Genomic DNA, 22,553 nt, shown 5'->3' on the forward strand with positions numbered 1-22,553 from the left:
TTACTTTCATCCTCCACTTTGGCGCTTTTTCAACCATCCAATTTGATTATTCGTTAAATGTACACCCAATTATACTTATCTATTTATAGTTGTCTCTGTCAAATCAACGAGATTTACATATGATATAGTAAGCTAGTTTTTAGAAACATAGAAAGGAGGAATGAGGATGAAAGTCGTAATTCTAGCTGGCGGACTTGGCACCAGATTTCGTGAAGAAACCCATTCCAAGCCAAAACCTATGATTCTCATCGGTGATAAGCCCATTCTGTGGCATATTATGAAAATCTACTCATTTTATGGCTTTAATGAGTTTATTATATGTCTAGGATATAAGGGCCACGTCATTAAAGACTTTTTTGCCAACTATCCCATGCACGCATCCGATGTAACGATTGACTTGCAAACAAACACCACGCAGTATCTTACTTCGCCAACAGAACCATGGAAAATTACACTTGTGCACACAGGCGATGAGACGATGACAGGCGGACGTATTAAGCGAATTCAGAAATATATTGGCGATGAGCCATTTCTCTTAACGTACGGGGACGGACTGACCAACGCGAACATTCCAGAAGTCGTGAAGTTTCATCAGGATCACGGCAAATTTGCTACACTGACAGCGGTTCAACCTACGGCTAGATTTGGTTCGCTCATTTTCGGAAACGGAACAGAAATTACCAAATTTCAAGAAAAACCAAAAGGTGAAGGCGGTTGGATAAACGGCGGATTCTTTGTTTTGCAACCTCAGATTTTCGATTATATTGACGGTGACCCGACCCATTTCGAAAAGGAGCCCTTAGAGCAGCTGGCTGCCTCTGGGCAGCTCCATGCGTATAAGCATGATGACTTCTGGTATGCCATGGACACGCTCCGCGATCAACAGCAATTGCAGAAACTTTGGGACTCAGGACATGCTCCATGGAAAATGTGGTAATTCACTGCAGCACCAGCTGCTATCGGTGAAAAAGGAGGAGTACGATGACGCCACTTGTAAGTATTTTGCTGCCGACCTTTGATCGTCCACAGTTTCTGGAGCAAGCATTAGTCAGCGCACTAAACCAAACTTATCCCCACATTGAAATTATCATTTGCGATAATAGCCAAAATGATGCAACTGAGCAAGTGGTGAATTCGTACTTGACCTCACCGAACGGCAGCAAGATCAGATATGTAAGAAACAAAACCAATATCGGGCCTATAGCCAACCAGCAGAAGTGCTTCCGACTCGCAAAAGGCGAGTATATAAACTACTTAATGGATGACGACTTGTTTCATCCGAGAAAAATCGAGCTCATGCTTCCTTACTTGATGGATAACCCCAAAATTGGACTCGTCACCTCGTTGAAACAAATTATTAATCATTTCGGGGAACCCATTCGAATTTCTTATGCTCCCCCTTTTAAACTATCTACGATAAAAAAGCCTGCCATCAACGGGCAATCCTTAATTCAAAGTATGCTGACCGACACCAAAAACTACATTGGCGAGCCAACAACGGTGTTATTTAGAAAAGCCGATCTGCTTGAGCCATTTGGCACTTTTGCCGGAAAACAAGCGCATAACAACGTTGATGTTGCCTCCTGGATCGCTTTGCTTGTCAAGAAAGATGCCGTATTTCTGCAAGAACCCTTGAGCTCATTTCGCAAACATCCTACACAATTAACCAACACACTTTTGTCGCGAATGGGGTGTCAGTGCGATTGGATAGATGCTACCCTTTTGGCAAAAAAGCAGCATATCTTTGACGACTCTTCCACCTATGTCAAAATTGTAGGTAAGTTGGGGAAAACTGTGCTGGCGAATTTCTCAAAATGGAATGAAGCCACCAATGGTTTATATCGGAATGAATTGTTGGAAAGAGCACGTCAACTCGCGGTCGCAAGTGAGAAAACCAAAAAACTATCCTCTCTCGCCAAGGATCTGAAGAAACTCACTCAACAACTCGAAAATGAAAATCATCCTGTATCCTAACAAACGAGGCTTGCGATGCGATGTAAGAATATTAAGCTCTGCTGATCTGATCGGCAGGGCTCTTTTTACGCGCAGGCAGGTGAATTTCAACTAATACGCAAAAAAAAAGACCGATCCTGCACAAGGCATTCGGTCTTTTTTCACGTTATTATCCAGCTGCAAGGACACATTTCCTACACGCAACCGCTCCCTTAAGGAGCATAAGATTGCACGCTCTCAAGGACATAAGCGACCTCTTCATCCGTTAAGTCAGGGAACAATGGGAGAGTAACAAGTTCGCGCCAAAGCGTATCCGCTACCGGCGTTTCTGCTTTATAAGGCACAAAAAGCGGATGCATGGTCAGCGGCATATAATGCACACCAGTCGCCACCCCTTTTTTCTTCATGTGCAGAATAAACTGCTCTCTCTCCTTCACGCGAACAACAAATGCCCAATACGAAGAGTCGTTCAAGTTGTAGGGAATTGCTGGCTTAGCAAGGTTGCTTCCCGCAAGACCGGCTACGTACTGACGAATAATTTCTTCTCTTCGGCGGTTCATCGTATCGAGCTTAGCCAACTGAACGAGCCCGATGGAGGCCATGAGATCATTCATATTGTATTTGTAGCCAATGTCAGATATTTCATAATACCAGCTGTTAGCATCAGCATGATACGAGGCGTTTTCTTCGTAACGCTCCCATGTATCTTTATTAATCCCGACCCAGCGCGAGTGGCGCAATGGCCGCAGAAGCTCAGGATCGTTCGACGAAATCATCCCGCCATCACCGGTTGTCATACATTTTTTCTCCTCAAAACTAAAACATCCGATATCGCCCCAAGTCCCCAGGGCCTTGCCCATATATTTCCCGCCGGCTGAGTGTGCCGTATCTTCAATAACCTTCAAGCCACGCGCCCTAGCCCATGGCATTAACTGGTCCATTGGGACAGGATGACCCATAAAATGAACGGGAATGACCGCTACGCAATCTGAATCATATTTCCGCTCCAGATCCTCCATGCTGATACCAAAGGTCGTTTCATCCACATCCACAAACACCGGAACCAACCCATTGTACAAAACGGCCATAGCTGTTGCCGCAAATGTGACGACAGGAACCAGCACTTTTTTACCTTGGGGGAATTTAAAAGCAGATAGAGCAAGGTGCAGCGCTGCCGTGCAGGAATTGACCCCTACCGACTCCGCGCTGCCGATATAGTCGCTCCACTTTTTCTCAAACTCGCCTACTCGAGGACCTAGTCCAAGCCATGCTTTATTAAATACTTGCTTAATGCTTTCCAGTTCGTCATTGCCAACAGATGGCTTGAACAACCTTATGTCCACGATTTCCCCTCCCCATTTTCGAGTTCAATCATTTTGCCGAATCTGCTCATAAAGGCTGCCCGGGTAACCACCATAGTGACCATTTCCCTCTCAGGCTCACCTGTCAGTTGACCTTCAGCGGGCACCCAACGGATTACTTCACCTACAACTTCTTTGCGCAGCGGTGTCCGCTCCACTTCCACAGCTCCTAGAGTCTCATAAATATGAATCGCGCGAGCATTATCCGAAAGCACATTCAGATACCCTTTCTGTAAGCCTAACTCGCGCAAACTCCATGCACCTAAAGTTAGCAGCGCATGCAAAACAATGTTGCCATAACGTCCTTTACGGCCTCTTAGCAAATTATCATACTCACAAGTGTGGGCCACTTCATCATAGTGTATTAAACCAATCTGACCGATTGGCGTCTGCTCCTCATCCTCTAAAATAAATAAAATCCGGTCATCCACTTCAAGGATCTGATGCTGTGCCCATGCCCTTGTGCCTTCCTCATTCGCAGGGAATTGTGTGGCAAACCACTGGCCGGCGGCAAGCCTCCATTCCATTAGCGCTTTGATGACCTCTTCATTTTCAATGGATTCTATCGTTAGCGGCTTAAGTTGTCCGAGCACCTTGCCATCGACGATGATGGGCAAACAATACGACGAGATTTGCTCGCTTCGTGCTTGTTTATATTCCCGCAGAATCGATTTCACCGATCATTCACCCTTTCTTTTTCCCATTCGTTTGTTTGATCAATTTATTGATTGTTTTTTGAAGCTCTTTCGAATTGAATGACTGAATTGGTTTTTGAATCGGCTTTTGGTTCGACTTTTGGTTCGTTTTCTTGCTCGGACCTTGAAGCAGTTTCTGATTGATTTGCTGAAGCGTCTGTTGGTTCGATCTCTGATTGCTAGACTGTTTCATCTTCCCTTGCTGTTTCTCAAAATCTTTGATCTGTTGCGGTGTCGCATAGCCTTGGTTGACGGCAAAAAATTTAAATGTTTCGATATCCATTTGGGCCACTTCTTTGGCCATCTCATGCTGCGACAACTGCTCCGAGTGGTACCGCAAATAGCTGAGCGGCTGAACCATGTAGACGCCTTTCCCTTTACTTAACAAACTCAGCCAACTCGCCATGTCCACAGCAAAATAGGCCTGTCTGCCCAGCAGCACGCCAAAGGGCTCCGCCAGAGCTTTTCTTCGAAACAGAACCGTTGTCGGCTCGCCTAAATAATTAATTCGGTCTTCAAGCATCCTCTTTGTAAGCACTCGGCCGTCGACAATCGTATCTTTCATGTACAATTGTTTGAACGTTCCAAATGGCGGAACATAGAGTTGACGCCCTGCAGCGTTAATCACTCTTCGCTGCGATGTGACCATCGTGACATCGGGATACTGGATTAAGTAAGCCATCATTTTTTCTATTTTTTGCAGGTGAAACAGGTCATCGTCCATGAGATAATTAATAAACTCACCATTTGCTAAATTTAAGCTTTGCTGCTGATTTGCGATTGGACCCAAATTTTCAGGGTTTTTGTAATATTTGATCTTTGTACCGCCTGGCATCACTTGATATTTTTGGACGACAAGCTGTGTCAGATTGTTATCACTGTTATCGCTAACGATAATTTCAATATTGTCATACGTCTGATTAAACGCACTCTTCAGCGCTTGTTCGAAATAATGAGGCCTGTTGTAGGTTGGAATTAGAATACTAACAAGTGGATTCATCTCAATCTCTCCTTTTCAATGTATCTAACGTTGGAAGCACCTGATCCTTAGCCGACATAATCGGCTGCTCGACAGGCCATGGAATTTGAAGGGAAGCATCTTTCCACAAAATCCCGCCTTCATGCGCTGGTGAATAAACATTGTCTACCTTATAGACAACTTCGCAATTGTCCGATAGCGTACAAAAACCATGCGCGAAACCGGGAGATATATAAACCATTGCGAAATTCTCCTCCGTGAGCACCCTGCTTTCATAGCAGCCAAAGGTGGGGGAGTCTTGTCGTACATCTACAAACACATCTAAAATCGATCCTCTGCTGACCCATATAAGCTTCGTTTCTGCATGAGGCTCGCGTTGAAAATGAAGCCCTCGAATCGTACCTTTCTGTTTGGAAAAGGAGCGGTTTTCTTGCACCCAATTGCGGTGAAGACCATGCGCCGTCATGATATTTACATCATACAGTCGGGTAAAATAACCCCGGTGATCGGTATTGGGAGCTAATGTGATGTCATAAATGCCCTGGAGATTGCCAGGTTTAATGATCATGTGATTCACTTCCCTCTACATATTCCTGTATTTGTTTGTTGCAAAGTTCCCTGCAGTCTCCCAACTGATCGTAGGTTTTGACCCATTCAATCGATTTGGATATCGCCAAATCGAGATTCCAGCGAGGTGACCACCCTAGTAAATGGCGGGATTTCGTGCAATCTAATCGCAATACATGCGCCTCATGCGGATGCTCATCTGAATCGATCTGATAGGCTGCTTGATCTCCCCATTTCCTGCACAAACTGCTTACTACTTGCTCCACTGAAATCGTATCTTCCTCATTGGGGCCAAAATTCCACGCCTCAGCATATTGCTTGTCTTCATAAATGTGCTGTGCCAGCAGCAAGTAACCGTGCAGCGGCTCAAGCACATGCTGCCAAGGGCGAACTGCTTGCGGATATCTCAGCTTAACCGGCTCTCCTTTAAGAATAGCCCTAAAGCAATCGGGAATCAGCCGATCTTCGGCCCAATCTCCGCCGCCAATCACATTGCCGGCTCTCACCGACGCAAGCGCAACCGGTTCGCTCCACTCTCTTTCTTCCTTTTCATAAATTTGGCGATAGCTGGTTACGATCAACTCCGTTAAAGCTTTGCTGTTCGAGTAGGGATCGCCCCCGCCTAAACGATCTGTTTCACGGTACCCTCGCTCCTCATCCAATTGGGAATAAACCTTATCTGTTGAAACATGGATGACGGCTTTAATTGGCACACTACTTTTCTTAGCTTGACGCACAGCCTCTAGCAAATTAATCGTTCCCATCGTATTGATCTCATAGGTTTCTATGGGATTCAAATAAGAAGCTCGAACCAGAGGTTGAGCTGCCAAGTGAAAAACAATGTCAGGAGCTGCTTCAATGACAGCTTGGGATAATGCCGACATATCGCGGATATCTGCCATGTAGGACGTTACCATTTCTTTCATTCGGCAAAGCTCAAACAAACTCGGTTCCGTCGGCGGCTGTAAGGAATAACCGGTCACGTTAGCTCCCATGCCTTGCAGCCATAAGCTTAACCAAGTTCCTTTGAACCCTGTATGACCTGTGACAAATACGTTCTTGCCCTTCCAGAAATCGGCGTTAATCCGAATCCGGTTATCTGGCATGTTTGTCCCTCCTCCCATACGGTCATCTTGATAGAGAAACAGATTCTATCGAATGTTTTCATATCAAAATATCGTATGTTCACTAGAGCAAACCCGAAAGAGGCAAAAATCTAGTATATGAAAATAAAAATAATAAGCTATCATCCAATCACATCTGCAATTACTTACATACGATAGATACTAGAGAGGAGGGATAGCAGATGAGTCTTTTAGAAAAACTTGAAGAGATGCTTAAACAACTTCCAGGTGGAGTAACGGAAGGTCCTGTTGGTGCTGTTTTACAAAAACTTGGCGAAGTCCAAGCCGCTATGGATGCAAACATGGATAGCCCAACAAGTTCCCAATGGCTTAGCCAGCTTCAAGCCGAACTTGGCAAATTGAATTTAGGTGAAGGCACAATGACAGACTTGCAAAACATTCTTTCAGGAGCATCCATTCCCGCAGCGCTTGAAGCCATTCGTCAATTTGTAGCGCAAATCGATGTAACAAACCCAACACCAGAATCGATCACTGCAAACTTAGCAGCACTTCGTGGACTTGCTTCTCAAATTCAAGCTATTTTGCTTGGTCAAATGAGCACATTGAACTTGAACCAAGACACAATCGCAAACTTATTGAAACAAATTAAACTGTAATAAAAAAAGAGACCTTCCCAAGTAGATTTATCTACTAAGGATGGTCTTTTTTTTGTTTCAGCGCTGCGGAATAGCTGTCTACGTCATATCGCTTGAGCGACACCACTTGCTCCAGACTCGCCATATAGGAGAAACGCCTGAGCAGCGGCTATCCGAGCTAAAGGAATCCGGTACGGCGAGCAGCTTACATAATCTAATCCGATCCGGTGGCAGAAAAATATCGATTCCCTGTCTCCGCCATGCTCCCCGCAAATGCCTGTTTTTAATGACGGCTTCACTAGACGACCTACATTCACCGCTAGTTCAATCAATTGACCGACGCCTTCGGTGTCGAGCACCTGAAACGGATTATGCGGCAGCAGCTTGTGATTGACATAATGGGTCAGAAACTTCCCTTCCGCATCATCACGGCTATAACCAAACGTCATCTGTGTCAAATCATTCGTGCCGAATGAGAAGAAATCGGCATGGGCTGCAATCTGACGTGCCGTTAATGCAGCTCGCGGCACCTCAATCATCGTCCCTACTTTGTATGGACATTCGCGCAGTTTGTCTTTCCCCAGTACCTGCTGCGCAACGAAGTCAACGAGCTCTCTTAGAATCTTCAGTTCGTTGGCATGGCCGACGAGCGGGATCATGATTTCCGGATGCACCCTGACACCTGCGTCAATACTTTTGGATGCTGCGCGGAAAATGGCCTCAATCTGCATATCATAGATTTCTGGATACACGATTCCTAGACGGCAGCCCCGCTGTCCCAGCATGGGGTTCGCTTCATGCAGTGCTTGCACTTTACGGAGCATGCTGGCGACTTCTTCTCTTTCCTGGATGGAACTGTCACGTTCATACGTCAGCTGCGCATACCTTTTTTGCAAATCATCAAGGTTAGGCAGAAACTCATGCAGGGGCGGATCAAGCAAGCGAATCGTTACCGGGAGACCATCCATCTGCTCGAAAATCCCCTCAAAGTCAGACTGCTGCATGGGAAGCAGCTGGGCAAGCTCCTTCATGCGCTCTTCCTTGTCTTCGGCAAGGATCATGCGCTGAACAACAGGCAGTCGAGCCGGGGAGAAAAACATATGCTCCGTACGGCATAACCCAATTCCCTCTGCGCCAAGCTGTCTTGCGATACCGGCATCGTGCGGATTATCCGCATTCGCGAACACCTTCAGCGTCCGAATCTCATCCGCCCATTTCAGAATAACGAGCAGCTCATCCGTCATTCGCGCTTCAAGCAAGGGCATAGCCCCAGTAATGACGCGACCGGTGGCGCCGTCCAGCGTGATCCATTCCCCTTCTTCTAGGAGCCTGTTCTGCACAAACATGCGCTTCTCTTCTGGCACGATTCGAATCTCATCACAGCCGCACACACAAGGCTTGCCCATCCCTCTAGCGACTACTGCCGCATGACTCGTCATCCCGCCACGGCTCGTGAGGACACCCTCCGCAGCGATAACGCCATGAATATCCTCCGGCGTCGTCTCCGTTCTGGCAAGGATGACTGACCTGCCGGTCCGCACCCATTCTTCCGCTGTATCGGCATCAAAAACGAGCTGTCCAACCGCTGCGCCCGGTGAAGCAGGAAGTCCCAGCGCCAACACCTCGCCAATTGAAGCTTCATCAATCCCTCTATGGAGCAGCTGATCCAGATGCAGCACTTCAATACGGGTGACGGCATCCTGCTTCGTCAATACGCCTTCATGGACCAAATCAACAGCAATTTTAAGCGCTGCTTGGGCGTTCCTTTTGCCGCTTCGCGTTTGAAGCAGGTACAACTTATTATTTTCAACAGTAAATTCGATATCCTGCATATCCTTGTAATGCTTCTCAAGCTGCTTGGAGGCGTCTAAAAGCTGCTCATAAATAGCGGGCATTTCCTCCTGAAGCGCGGCAATTGCCAGTGGTGTTCTGATCCCAGCGACCACATCTTCCCCTTGTGCATTAATTAAATACTCACCAAAAAACGTGTTCTCTCCCGTTGATGGATTTCTCGTAAAAACGACACCTGTCCCGCAATTGCCACCCATATTGCCAAAAACCATACTCTGCACATTGACAGCCGTCCCCTGATCATCCGGAATCCGATTCATTTTACGATAAATTTGAGCCCTAACATTGTTCCACGATTTGAAAACAGCTTCAATCGCCAGCTTCAACTGCTCATAAACATTTTGCGGGAAGGGTCGGCCCGTTTTGCTCAAAATACACGCCTTATACGCCTCAATTAGCTCCTTCCAGCCGTCAGCTGTTACCTCCTGATCCTGGTGAACGCCTTTCTTCTCTTTCAAGCGATGCAGCAAGCTCTCGAAATGACTTGACTCCATACCAAGCACGACGCTGCCAAACATTTGCAACAATCGCCGGTAACAGTCGTATGCAAACTTTTCGTTGTTTGTAAGCGCAGCCAATCCTAGTACCGTTTTATCATTCAGACCCAGGTTTAATATAGTATCCATCATCCCCGGCATCGAGCTTACCGAACCGGAACGCACAGAAACAAGCAGCGGATTATCGGCATCACCAAACGTCTGATCCTTCTGTTTCTCTAACTGATTAAGTGATTCTTCGATTTGCTCGAGATGTGCATCCGAAAGCCGATTTCCCTTTTCAAAAAAAGCTAAACAAGCTTCCGTCGTGATGGTGAAGCCAGGAGGAACGGGAAGGCCGGCACGCGTCATCTCCGCTAGATTGGCCCCCTTTCCACCTAGAAGAGCTATCATTGAGGCGTCTCCCTCCTGAAAGGGGACCACCTGTTTCTGCGTCGTCATTCGGTTGCCTCCTTATTGTTTTCTTTACATGCGCATGCTTGGCACACTACATAAAACTTTTTGTAACCATCAGTAGGCAGCGTTGCGAGTACTTCATTACACGATTTACAAATAATAAGACCAAGTTCATTTCGCTGGGCAGCTATCCCTGTTTCCATTGTTAAACTGATTGAATGAGACATGACGTTCCCTCCTTTACTAGCGTGCGTTCTGCACGAGAGATATAGGCTACTGCGTCTATAACCCGGCTAGCGTAACCCCATTCATTGTCATACCAGGCCAAAAGCTTAATTTGATCATCCTTCGTCATAATCGTAAGACCGTCTATAATAGCTGATTTCTCATTCCCGATGTAATCTGCGGATACAAGAGGCAGTTCATTGTAATCTACAAAGACCCCCATTGGTCCGGCAACTGCCTGTTTCAGAGCTAGTTTTATTTCTTCGATTTGTACGCTGCGGCCAACCACCACTTGAAGATCCAGCAGTGAAACATCCTGTGTCGGCACACGAACCGAAACACCTTGCATATGTTCAGCTAGATGCGGCAACACATCGACTAATGCTTTCCCTACACCAGTTGAAGTCGGAATAATAGCATTCGTGCACGCCCGGGCTCGGCGTAAATCTTTATGCGGATTGTCCAAATGGTTCTGATCATTCGTGAATGCATGCACCGTTGTCATCCATCCCATTTTGACTTGAAAAGCTTGATCTAGAATGTGCAAGATAGGTGCTACACAATTCGTTGTACAAGAAGCAGCAGAAATTAAATGGTGCTGCAATGGATCATAGTTACCTTCGTTGACCCCCATGACCATCGTCAGATCCATGTTTACTCCTGGTGCCGTAATTAGAACTTTATTAGCACCAGCGAATAAATGCCGCTCAGCTCCATGCCGATGGTTAAACTTCCCTGTAGCATCGACAACCATTTCAACGCCTAATTCTCTCCACGGCAGCAAATCTGGCTCTCTTTCGCAAATAACGCGAATCAATTGTCCGTTGATCTTCAGCATGTTATCTGGAGTAATCTCGATGTCGGCATCCCAAGTGCCATGCACGGAATCGTATTTCAACAAATGGGCTAACACATGAATGGGACAAGTTGAGTTTAGTACTGCTATGTGGAAATCCTGCTGCGAACTAGTCAAAGCTTTTCTCAAGACGAGCCTTCCAATTCTTCCAGTACCGCTGAGTCCAACTCGCATCTCCATCCCCCTCACCTCGTTTAGTATGTCATAAATGTAACATATACGTATTTAATACACAATATATATTTGTTTATATAAATAAAAAGAGGCTATTGATGCATTTGTTGATGAAAAACGATTATATATGACGTCATATATAAAAAGTGAAGAAAGCAGAAACAATTCCTGAATGCGACCGAATCTTTCCAGAGATCAGTAGCGGAAACTAACATTTGAAGGAACTACAGGTCGCTATTTAGGTAATAAGTGGATGTTTCCAGCTGAATGGGAACTACAGGATCTTATTCCAGCGAAACATGCCCTTACACTGCCTAAAGTTCCAAAATAAGAGATCACAGTTCCCTCCAACTTGCTGGGCTGACTATTTTCGCTAAAATAGCGCCCCGTGGTTCCTTTATAGCTGATCCCTGTGCCATCTCGTTCCCTAGTCCACAACGAAAAACCGCATTCGAGGTCAGACCACGCCATTTATCACTCATCACCAAGTTGCGATAGCAACCGCATTCTATGTTGTACTTTGTGCAACCATTTGACTGTAATTGGGCTTCTGTACGCCTCTATATTGTACTTAGTGCAACCATTTAAGCACTAAACCGCTTACATCCCACCTTTTCACAACAAATGGTTGTATATTGTGCAACGAAAGACCGCATTCGCGGTCAGACCACGCCTATATGTTGTATAAAATGCAACGTAAGCCTTCGAATTTGAATTTGAATTTGAATTTGACTTTGACTTTGCTGCTCAGACGTCCCTTCGTCACCTCATCCCGTCACGCCATTTATCACTCATCACCCTCTCTCATCTCGTTAACACCATTTACTACTCATCCCCCTCTCTCATCTCGTCACACCATTTATCACTCATCACCCTCTCTCATCTCGTCAACACCATTTACTACTCATCACCCTCTCTCATCTCGTCACACCATTTATCACTCATCGCCCTCTCTCATCACTTCTCACCATTTACTACTCATTACCCTCTCTCATCACGTCTCACCAATTACTACTCATCACCCTCTCTCATCCCCCCCCCAACACCCATCATTTAAACTTTAATGGGAAAAAGTACTGCTAATTTGTTCATCTCCGCTGCCATCGATCCATTAAATGGAAATTATTCCGCTAATTCCTCAAGTTTCGTCAGAAATGAGGCGAATCGACTGAAATAACTGCACAATTTCCAGTTATTTCATCAAAGTCGCACTCCGCGCCATTTTCAACAGTAGAAATTCCAGTTAATCCGCCAACAAACATCAATAAAGGTAAGCGAAGCTTCCCCCCCAAAACATCTAAATTAAAAATACCGACAGGATAGAGTTCCATCCTGTCGGTATAGGCTTTATTCGATGATCTGACTAGCCACTTTCACAAGATCGTCTAGATCAATGATGTTATCTCCAGTAACATCGGCTTTCTTCACAAGCAACCAATCCGGGCTGTTCGAATCTTTACCATAGTTGGCTGCGATCATGGCAAGGTCGCCGATCGACACTTTGTTGTCGCCGTTGATATCGCCCGGCGTGCCTGGAGCAGGTGTTGTGATCGAGACGTTTGCCGATCCAAGCGTTGCGCTCGTCTCGTGCCCCGTTGCATCCCCAAGCACCGCTGCTTCAACAGCTAGACGAGCTGTTGCCGCCTGCGTAATGTCTTTCGCTTTAAAGGTCAACTCAAGTACATCGCCGCTGCCGCTTATTGCATGACCAGCACCTTCGCTTGCAACGATGAAGCGAACTTTGCCAGGCGTTGTTTCCGATTTGGATACCAAGCTGATGCCCGTTTGAGCAGGCTTCGCTGAAACAAATTCCATCAGTGAAGTATCGTAGGCAATCGTCAAATCCTGAGCGTAAACCGCTTCGGTAACGTCTGATAAGCCTACACTTACCGTAAAGCTTTGACCCGTTTGAACAGAAACTGGTGCAAATAAGGTAGTCGCTGGTACAGTCACCAGTTTCGTGACTGTAACTTGTGCTGTCGCATAGAAACTGCCGTCAGCTGTTGTCGCTGTAATGCCAGCACTGCCTGTTTTTAAGCCAGTAACGATCGCCTTACCGTCAACAACTTCAACCTTCGCGATCGATTCATCACTGCTGGTCCAAGTCACATTCTTGTTCGTCGCATTCTCTGGCTGCACCATCGCTTTCAATTCTACGGTACCACCTTCTGCAATAGAAACATCCGTTTTATCAAGCACTACGCCAGTCACCGCATGTAAGGTCTCATCAGTCACGCGGATGTTATCAACAACAAGCTGGCCTCCAAGCTCGGCACTGCTGTTATCTGCGCCCTTCACAATAGCCAGATAAGCATTTTTAGCATTGTCTGTCGTGAACGTCAAATCAACTGCACTTACGCCAGCTGGCAGCGTTTTGGTCGCCAAATCACGCACAGTGCCATTATCGTTCACTCGAACAGCAACCGTGTATTGATTCGCCACATCCGCTTTGGCCTGCATCGTCAAATGGTACTTTTCATTCGTGACGAGACGCAGTGTTTGCGGCAATGTGCGCAGCCACTCACCTGCTCCACCTTCATTTGTTTTCAACGAGAAGTTGCCATCCAACACATAAGATTTCACTTGATTTTCACCTTTTTCGACCATATGTGTCTGCACATTGCCTGCCTTCGCATAAACAAAAGGCCCCCAAGCTTCATCGACATTCTCAAAATCTTCATTTAGAACCGTGCCCGTTCCATCGGTTCTCCCCGGATTCTCCCATATCCGTACATCATCGAAGGAAACAGTTGCGGCCCCTGGCACTACGTTAAGAGCAAGGGTTGCTGTATCGCTTACCGCGTCAAAATCCACTTTCACACGTTGGAAATTCGTATTGTAATATTTGTGCTGTGGAGCGAAATATTTCAGCTTCGTATCTTCCAAGTAGTTGGACACTTCATTGTCGCCTTGTTTCACGCTAATGGCAGATTTGCGATCCGCTCCATATACGTTCACCCAGACGGATGCGCTGTAGGTTTTGCCTGGTTCAAGTCCTGTGATCACCTGCTCAACCTTGGCATCCTCAGGCCCTTTTACTTCCAGATAATCGTCAGCGTTGCTGTTTTTCTTGAAGCTGATGTGATCCGTTGTTCCAGCAGAAGACGATTTGTTCCAAGTTTCCCACTTGTGGCTGTCAAAGCCCGGATCTTTGACTGGACTGCCACCGCCCCAGATCGTTTCCGCCTCTTGCGGCGCTGCTGTCTTGTACAGCACATAACCGACATTGGACTCAGCTGTCAGAGTCACTTGCCCGCTTGATACGTTCACGTCCCCAACGAACTGACGATCTACATCAGTAAGTTTATACAGCTTCGCAGTCTGTACGCCGCTCCATGAGGCAGGGAGCTTCCATGTCGTACTGCCGCCAGCCGGATTCCAGTGATAAATCTTATCTTCTTTCACCGGATCCCATGGGATGAATACCGTACTGTTACTCACATTGCTGGAGTCCGTCATAATGGCAATATCATTGCCGTCTTTGGTCAAATGAATTTTCCCATCCCCAGCTCGTGCCACGGATACATTTCCTTCAAAATCCACACGATCGTTCGTCATTTTTATAATCGGGAAATACTGCATGTACTTCGTTGGCAAGTTTTGGTTGAAAAACGTTTTCGTCACTTCTTGATAGCTGTAGAATTGAGAGTTTGGCTGCCAGTAACCAACACCAGACTGCTTATTGCCTTTCAAAAGCGGATCGCTCATGAACCCGTCCACATTACTGTTGCGAATAAAACGAACGATTTTGCTGTTGTCTCCTTCGTTCGGGTAACCTGGATCTGTCCCCCAATGAACCCATGCCGCTTGTTCTTGCAGCGGACCGGCGAATTCGGTGCCGAGCATCCAACCGTTGCCGTTAACGTAATCGGCCAGCTTCTTCGCATTCCATCCTGCTCCTGTATAAACATCAACATATACGAAGTCGAGATTGTCTCCTGTGTCATCTTTCAGCATATCCAGGCGCCGTTTCAATTCACCGGACTCGATGTCCTTGCGCTGATCGACATAGTAGGCCTGATCGAGCCAACCCCACCCTTTGCTCAGCGGTGCAATCATGTTGGCCATCTTGGTTTGGAAGGCATCCAAATGGTATTCCGTGGCATTGATGTGCACGCCGCCTTTAATGTTATACTTCTTGCCTTCCGTCAGAAAGTAGTTGAAATCATCCTTCCCGCCCTGGCGAATCCCAATATGGCCGCCATAATCGGGATGCGAGTCATCGTGTCCTTCCGCTTGATATCCCTTCTGCAGCACAATCTGGCCGAAGCCATCGGTCAAGTGAGCAATCTTCTTGCCATGGTCCAGCGAGCGCAGGAACGGCATCCCAGTCGTTGCGATATTCATGCTGATCCATGAAATGTTATTTTTAATCATGTCACTGCCGTACGGCATATCGGAATGGCTGCGGTACACGATGGCGCCGTCCTGCCAGTCGAGAACACCGTCATTATTCGCATCCGGCGTAATGATGACTTTCGACCATGGCAGTGCTTCAGGAGCTGGCGCAACCATGCTTTCACGGTACGTCCAAGCGCCGTTAGCCAGCGCTGCAACTTTCTCACCAGGTGCTGCATCCGATACACTAGTGCGTACTTTATCATTGCCATTGATGACATTATTGACAATCGTTGCCGCCAACTTATCGGAATTGACGAACCCGAAGGTGCGTCCACTCGGGTTCAAATTCTGTGCCCCGCTTTTCAAATCATTGTATTCCTCAAAAACTTTATTCCATTCGCCGGTAAACCATGCAGCTGTCTCCTGTGCTTTCGGTTGTGTCGAAGAGACGGAGACCAAGCTATGGTTCGGGAATTCAATCGTTTTCACTTTGGTCGAACCGTTTTCTTGAATATCAGTGAACTTCATGTCGAGCGTATTGTCCACCACTTCCATTTTCACCTTCATAAGAACGGAGAGTTCTTCCACATTCAGCGTGTAGATAACGCTATTGCCCACTTTTTCCACCGTTGTTTTTGGCCAATACTCTTCCCCGTTGATTTTCACAGCGTATAGATAATTTTTCTGCCCGTTCATGACAGCACCAGTTGCTTTCCATACGTAGTTGTCTACACGCGGAAACGTACTGTCTAATTCAGCTTTCAGAGTGCCCGATTCAGACACAAAGTTAACGGCATTCGGATCCGGCTGAGGAGGCGTAGGTTTCGTATAAGGGGTGACCTTCGTATCATCAAGGTACATCGTTTTACTGTCGAACCACGTTCTCATGCCGATTTTGCCTGGTGCTGAAGGCATATCCCCAACGGTTGCAGCAGCAACCTTTTCTCCGTCGATCCATAGGATAATATCCGAGTCAACGTATCTGAGTTTAATATCATAGGTTTGGTTCGTTGACATCGTTTTGGAGGCAATAGTACCGTAGGATTCCGTACCATTTTTACAGTAATAATAGAGCCAACTGCCATTGTCATAGACAACACCCGCAAAATTATTCACATCGACATACCGGAATAAGAAACCATACCTGCCTTGCCCGCTCTCGACTTTCAGCTTTGTTTCTAGTTCAGCGTTCTGATACGATGGCGAATTGTCATCCACCATCAAAGTTACCCCGGAAGTAACGATTTTGAGCATATTGCTCACTACGCTAAAAGTCGCATTGCCTGAGGTTTTCTTCCAACCGCCAATCTGTCCGTTATTGTAATCCTGGAAATAAGCATCTCCATCAGCAGCTAATGCTGTACCTGCTGGGACTGCGGCATACATTTGCAGAGCTGTAAGTAAGGCTAAAGAAACCGTAACGCTTTTTTTCAACTTGCGACTACTAGATTTCATACAACCATTCACCCTCCCTGATTAGGTTCCTCTGTTCTTTAATCATTCGCGTTATTCCGACATGATACGACATGTATCATCAGAGGCGCGATGTAACACGGAATTGCTTTTTTGGCATGTCTTAATCATACTTTCTATGGAAACGCATACAAATGATCTTTTTTGCTTTAATTTTGATGTTTTTTGAACCAGGCTACCCTCCCCCTAATGAGAGGATAGCCTTGATGGTTATTCCAATATTTTGGCTGCTACTGCCGCAAGATCATCAATGTCTACTTTTTGATCATGATTGATATCCGCTGATTGGTATTGACTCCAATCCGAATCTGCATCTGTTTTTCCATAGGCAGCAGCTATCATAGCTAAATCGCCGATCGAAACTTTCTTGTCTCCGTTCAAGTCGCCGATTATTGAATCAACGATAATTTGAACATGGAGGGAGCCGCCAGGCACGGAGGTTTCCACACCTTCACCATTTGCTGTGTTGAGGCTAGATAGTGTGATATTTGCGGTTTGAGTATGTAAAATCGCTTGAGTTTTCCAATGAAGCTGCAGCAAGTCGCCACTCGCATTAGCCGAATTTACACCGGTACTTGCTGTAATCAACCGAATTTGGCCTGGTTTTTCTGCTTGTTTGACAATGACCAATCCTTCTTTGAGTGATTTTGCTGAAAGGAAAGTCACAAGGTCAGGATTATAAGTAATCGTTACATCCTGTGCATACACCCCATCTGCATGATTCAGTCCGAATGCAGCGGTAAATGGAGTTCCCGCTGCAACTGAGTCTGGGCCGGTCAAAGAAGCTGCCAGCTCGACTGGATTCGCTGTAAACGCGAGTGACTTCGTCAAACCCGCTGGGTTTGTTTCATTCGCCGCAACGCGTACCAACACCGTTTGATTTCCGCTAAACGTCGGGATCTGAGCTGCATGATACGTGGTGTAACTCAGGCCGCCGTCTACAGAATATTCCATGTTTTCATCTGCGCCAACGATGACATTGTTCCCATCATCCGCCGTTACACTCGGTGCTGCTATTGCCGGCGTGTAAGCGAAGGCGTCGATCGCGCCAATTTTATCTACCGCTTGCGCACTTTTTGTTCCTTTGACAACGACTTTTATCGTATGCTGCCCAGCTTCTAGCCCAGTCTTGCTGAAGAGGACAACCTGTTTAGTGGTGCTAGGCGCATAACTATCAATGTCCGCTTGTTCGAGCACACCATCCAAATACACGTCAATGTAGCCCATGTTCCTCTGCTTCATACTAATAAGAGCGATCGAGGTTCCTGTGAATGTAAATTGCGCCGAATCGTCGGCAGTGCTGCTATATTTCTCCGTACCGTTGTAATCCCCGCCATCGCTGTAATTGTTCCACGAGCCGGCGTACACAACAGCCGCATCGCGATCATCGACTTTTATCGATTGTACAGCGCTGCCCGTCCTCGTCACAGTCACTTGAGCGGTAGCGTGGAAGCCCCCGTCTACACTTGTAGCCGTAATACCGGCGCTTCCCTCTTTTAATCCTGTAATCACTGCTTTGCCGCCAACAACCTCAACTTTGGCAACCAATGGATTGCTGCTCACCCAGCTGACGCTCTGGTTTGTCGCATTCGCTGGTTGGACCGTAACGGTTAATTGCGCCGTTTCATTCTCTTTTAGCGCAACAACTGATGGTTCCAATGCAATGCCTGTTACCGGGATAACGGAGGCCGGCCTCGTGTTTGTATACGTGATATCGTCTATGTAGAGCACCTTGCTATCAAACCACGTTCTAAGCCCAATTTTTCCTGGTACATCCAAAATATCTCCTACAGTTGCAGAGCCGACTAGTTGCCCATCCATCCATAACTTGATGTTGGAATCAACAAAACTCACTTTAACGTCATACGTTTGGCCATTCGTTAACGCGACAGAAGCTAGGTCGCCATAGTGCTCAGTCCCATCCTTCACGTAATACCACAACCACTTGCCCAAGTCATAGATGACACCTGCATAGTTGTTCACGTCATTATATCGGAACAGCATCCCGACTCTGCCTGTTCCCGTCTGAATCTTCAGCTTCATGGCCAGATCAGCATCTTTGTATACAGGCGAATTATCGTCGACCATAATTGCTACAGGAGCAGAAGCGACTTTCAAAACACTGCTTTCCACACTGAACGTAGCGCTTCCGGTCGTTGACGTCTTCTTCCAACCTCCGACCTCGCCGTTATCAAAATTTTGCAAATAAACGTCGCCGATAAATGTATAAGCCGTCGTTTCCCCGCTCGTTGCAGAGAACGTCCCATTCGCATCTTTGGACCAAACAACGAAACGGTAAAGCTGCTTCTCGCTAAGTCCGGTTACCTGAAGCGTAGTGCTAGGAGCCGAGACATCGATACTTTTCACTTTATTCGCACCTTGATAGACGTCAACGACATAGCCCGTAATACTAGCACCGCTACTCGGAGCCGTCCATTTCAGATCTACACTGGAGTCCGTATGCGCAGGCGATTCCACACTCGTAGGTGGAAGTGGCGGAGGTGTCACACTGGATATAATGACATATTTTTGTCCAACTTCGGTATTGAACGTAATCATGTCTTCGCTAATGGTGTAGCTGACTGGTGTGTTGTCTGCCTTCAAAACTTGAAACTTTCCGGTATGTGTAAAGGTCTTATCCTTCACTTTAGCGACATTTCCCAGTAAGGAAGTGATCGTCGCACTCTTCAAAATCATGCCATTCCAGCTCATATCCACTTCAAAATTCCCTCTTGCCTTCAAACCCTTTACATCCCCTTTGGGCCATGCCGTCGGTAGAGCCGGCAACAAATCAATACTTCCTGTATGACTTTGCAAAAGCATTTCCGCAATCCCTGATGTGGCCCCGAAATTACCATCAATTTGGAATGGCGGACCAATATTGAATAGATTCGGGTACGTACTGCTGTCAAGATGTCCACGGAGAATCTTCTCTGCGTGATCTCCGTCCAGCGTGCGAGCCCACATATTCAATTTGTTGGCTCGGCTCCAACCTTCAGCTTCATCTCCGCGCTGCGTCAATGTCACCTTCGCTGCATTAAACAATTCAGGCGTTGTCACTTTATTGATTAAATTTCCGGGATATAAGCCTACAAGATGTGAGATATGGCGATGCGTATCGTTCGGATCGTCGATATCTTCTTTCCATTCTTGCACTTGGCCGTACTTCCCGATTTTCGGCATAGAGAGCCTGCTTCGTTTATCAATGAGTTCATTCCGGAAATCCGTATCGATCCCAAGAACCTCGCTAGCCTCTATGCAATTTGTAAACAATTGCCAAACCAGTTCTTGGTCATACGAATCTCCGATACTTAACGAGCCATGTTCAGGTGAAACGCCCGGTGTAGATACCAAGGTGCCGTCCGTATCCGTAACGAGTGTTTTCGTCCAAAATTCGGCCGCTTCTTTCATGATCGGGTACAGCTTATTTTGTAAGTATGTCTTGTCTCCCGTATACAAATATTTCTCCCACAGCTGCTGTGAAAGGAATGCGCCGGCTGCCGGCTGCCATCCCCAGTTGCTGATATCCCAGCCTGGCGCTGTATAGCCAAATACGCTTGTAAACGTATGAATCGTCCAACCTGAGCCGGTTACACCATGATGCTTCTGGGCCGTAACCCGACCCGGCTCCCGCAAGGAATCGATAAATTCCACATAAGGAATCGCTGTTTCGCTTAGATTGGTTACTTCCGAAGGCCAATAGTTCATTTCAAGATTAATATTGGTATGGTAATCCGCTCCCCATGGCGGTGTTTTGGAGTTATTCCAGACGCCTTGCAAATTGGCGGGAAGTGAACCCTCACGCGATGAGGCGATAAGCAGGTACCGGCCGTATTGGAAAAAGAGCGACTCCAGCGCGCTGGTGCGCGTGCTTCTGTAACTGGCCAGCAGTTGGTCCGTTGGTAACGTTGCAATCTGATCATTCAGATTAAGGGATACCCGCTTAAACAGCGACTGGTAATCCGCCAGATGCCGCGTCCGCAGCGTCTCATATGTTTGGGAAGTGGCAGCCGTCAAAGTGTTGTTTACGGTGATGTGAGGATCTGTTCCCATATAATCGGGATAACGATTGGCATAATCCGTCGATGCCGACATAAGGACGGTCACTGAGCTTGCACCTGCAACGGTCAGCTTGCCGCTGCCTGTTGTTACGGTTCCATCCTCTGTTTGAACACGAAACTGCGATTCATATGCCATCCCATTATCGGCCAGTTTACCACTAAGAGTCAGTGTATGGCCATTGGCCACGATAGATGGCGACGTTTGCGGCGTTGTGACCTTGACATCAAAGTTCAATTGATTGGGTTGACTGCTCGTAAGCCGCATAACCATCACGTTATCGGGATAACTCATAAAATACTCGCGCGTATATTCAATCCCGTTCTGCTTATATGTCACACGCGCAATGCCGTCCTCCAAATCAAGCTCGCGCCGATAGTCGGTCACCGTTACAGCGTCTGGCAGCGCAAAATCAAAATAAATATCGCCGAAAGTTTGATAATTTCCAAACTGAGGATAATCGTTTAAGGTTCCTGTTAAATATTGTTCAGCAATTGCTGTAGCTCCAGATACATCCCCGCTCGCCAACTTCTGACGAACGTCCTCTAAATGATCAGCAGCACCGTCCCGATTGCCATCCCTTCCACCGCCAGCCTTAGAACGTGGGCCCCCGGTCCATAATGTCTTTTCATTAAACTGAATATGTTCCTGATCGACACCGCCAAAAACCATCCCACCCATGTAACCGTTTCCAATTGGTAGCGCTTGTGTTTGCCAATCCGTCGCTGGCTGCCGGTACCATATGGCCAGGTTATGAGACGGAGCCGGAGCGGATCCTGTGTAAGTAACTTCTGTTGCCGCATGAACCGTACTTAACGGGAATACGGTAGTAATGCCTGTAAAGCCGGAAGAAAGGCAAGCTGCCACCATGACACTTAATAAGACTTTCTTTTTGAAATGTGTCTTCATTAATCTGCGCAAATCTATCACCCTTTCTGTTTTTATACTATGTGTGGCATTTTCTCGTCCGATACATTTTGTATCTAACAAGACGTAGCGAATTAGCTCGGGAGAGGGTGGCAAGATCAATAGTGATGTTTTTCATCGTTACAGCGCCTAATTGGTACGTTCAACATTCGTTAGCGATGAAAAACATCATTACTGCAGTGAGATCTGTGCCGGCAAGGGAGTTATACGATGAATAGTGATGTTTTTCATCGTTACAGCGCGCAATTGGTACGTTCAACGTTCGTTAGCGATGAAAAACATCATTACAGCAGTGAGATCTGTGCCGGCAAGGGAGTTATACGATGAATAGTGATGTTTTTCATCGTTACAGCGCGCAATTGGTACGTTCAACGTTCGTTAGCGATGAAAAACATCATTACAGCAGTGAGATCTGTGCCGGCGGGGAGTTATACGATAACGGATTTCCAAAATAACGCCCTGGCGATCCCCAATTTCGC

14 protein-coding genes are annotated in these 22,553 nt (G+C 46.7%); 4 read left to right on the top strand and 10 right to left on the bottom strand.

All coding sequences use genetic code 11. The features are described from left to right. Positions 1 to 166: 166 nt before the first annotated feature. Both rfbF and AC58VC_RS04040 read left to right on the top strand, forming a co-directional pair. Positions 167 to 937, top strand: coding sequence for a glucose-1-phosphate cytidylyltransferase (gene rfbF / locus AC58VC_RS04035; protein ID WP_497367527.1), 771 nt, complete (start codon positions 167 to 169; stop codon positions 935 to 937). Positions 938 to 981: 44 nt separating this feature from the next. Beyond that, positions 982 to 1,974, top strand: a complete 993-nt coding sequence (locus AC58VC_RS04040; protein ID WP_497367528.1) for a glycosyltransferase family 2 protein — start codon at positions 982 to 984, stop codon at positions 1,972 to 1,974. Positions 1,975 to 2,165: 191 nt separating this feature from the next. On the opposite strand, the gene AC58VC_RS04045 is transcribed toward AC58VC_RS04040, so the two are convergent. The 5 genes from AC58VC_RS04045 to rfbG are packed head-to-tail and all read right to left on the bottom strand — an operon-like array spanning position 2,166 to position 6,661. Beyond that, on the bottom strand, positions 2,166 to 3,296 hold the full coding sequence (locus AC58VC_RS04045; protein ID WP_497367529.1) for a DegT/DnrJ/EryC1/StrS family aminotransferase: 1,131 nt from the start codon (positions 3,294 to 3,296) through the stop codon (positions 2,166 to 2,168). Then, entirely contained in the window at positions 3,287 to 3,991 is a 705-nt protein-coding gene (locus AC58VC_RS04050; protein WP_497367530.1) for a GNAT family N-acetyltransferase, read from the bottom strand. The genes AC58VC_RS04045 and AC58VC_RS04050 overlap by 10 nt, the downstream gene beginning before the upstream one ends. Before the next feature lie 7 nt (positions 3,992 to 3,998). After that, positions 3,999 to 5,009: a glycosyltransferase family 2 protein gene (locus AC58VC_RS04055; RefSeq protein WP_497367531.1), complete on the bottom strand. Its 1,011-nt coding sequence runs from the start codon at positions 5,007 to 5,009 to the stop codon at positions 3,999 to 4,001. A gap of 1 nt (position 5,010) precedes the next feature. Then, complete coding sequence (rfbC, locus tag AC58VC_RS04060; protein WP_497367532.1) at positions 5,011 to 5,556, bottom strand: dTDP-4-dehydrorhamnose 3,5-epimerase; 546 nt, start codon at positions 5,554 to 5,556, stop codon at positions 5,011 to 5,013. Next, on the bottom strand, positions 5,546 to 6,661 hold the full coding sequence (gene rfbG, locus AC58VC_RS04065) for a CDP-glucose 4,6-dehydratase (protein ID WP_497367533.1): 1,116 nt from the start codon (positions 6,659 to 6,661) through the stop codon (positions 5,546 to 5,548). Before rfbG ends, rfbC begins: the two co-directional genes overlap by 11 nt. Before the next feature lie 200 nt (positions 6,662 to 6,861). On the opposite strand from rfbG, the gene AC58VC_RS04070 reads away from it, so the two are divergent. Then, complete coding sequence (locus AC58VC_RS04070) at positions 6,862 to 7,296, top strand: hypothetical protein (RefSeq protein WP_497367534.1); 435 nt, start codon at positions 6,862 to 6,864, stop codon at positions 7,294 to 7,296. 83 nt (positions 7,297 to 7,379) lie between these two features. On the opposite strand, the gene ppdK is transcribed toward AC58VC_RS04070, so the two are convergent. The 5 genes from ppdK to AC58VC_RS04095 form a co-directional block, all read right to left on the bottom strand. Next, positions 7,380 to 10,064, bottom strand: a complete 2,685-nt coding sequence (gene ppdK / locus AC58VC_RS04075) for a pyruvate, phosphate dikinase (RefSeq protein WP_497367535.1) — start codon at positions 10,062 to 10,064, stop codon at positions 7,380 to 7,382. Between the two features lie 160 nt (positions 10,065 to 10,224). After that, complete coding sequence (gene gap / locus AC58VC_RS04080) at positions 10,225 to 11,280, bottom strand: type I glyceraldehyde-3-phosphate dehydrogenase (RefSeq protein WP_497367536.1); 1,056 nt, start codon at positions 11,278 to 11,280, stop codon at positions 10,225 to 10,227. 1,142 nt (positions 11,281 to 12,422) lie between these two features. After that, positions 12,423 to 12,605 (bottom strand): hypothetical protein, encoded by a 183-nt coding sequence (locus AC58VC_RS04085; protein ID WP_497367537.1) that lies wholly within the window; start codon positions 12,603 to 12,605, stop codon positions 12,423 to 12,425. 16 nt (positions 12,606 to 12,621) lie between these two features. Next, entirely contained in the window at positions 12,622 to 17,070 is a 4,449-nt protein-coding gene (locus tag AC58VC_RS04090; RefSeq protein WP_497367538.1) for an endo-alpha-N-acetylgalactosaminidase family protein, read from the bottom strand. Positions 17,071 to 17,298: 228 nt separating this feature from the next. Continuing rightward, entirely contained in the window at positions 17,299 to 22,056 is a 4,758-nt protein-coding gene (locus AC58VC_RS04095) for a DUF4073 domain-containing protein (protein ID WP_497367539.1), read from the bottom strand. Positions 22,057 to 22,397: 341 nt separating this feature from the next. On the opposite strand from AC58VC_RS04095, the gene AC58VC_RS04100 reads away from it, so the two are divergent. Further along, a complete protein-coding gene (locus AC58VC_RS04100; RefSeq protein ID WP_497367540.1) occupies positions 22,398 to 22,529 on the top strand; it encodes a hypothetical protein in 132 nt (43 codons plus the stop codon). Positions 22,530 to 22,553 lie beyond the last annotated feature (24 nt).

The sequence above is a fragment of the Paenibacillus sp. J22R67 genome (genome assembly GCF_059692175.1).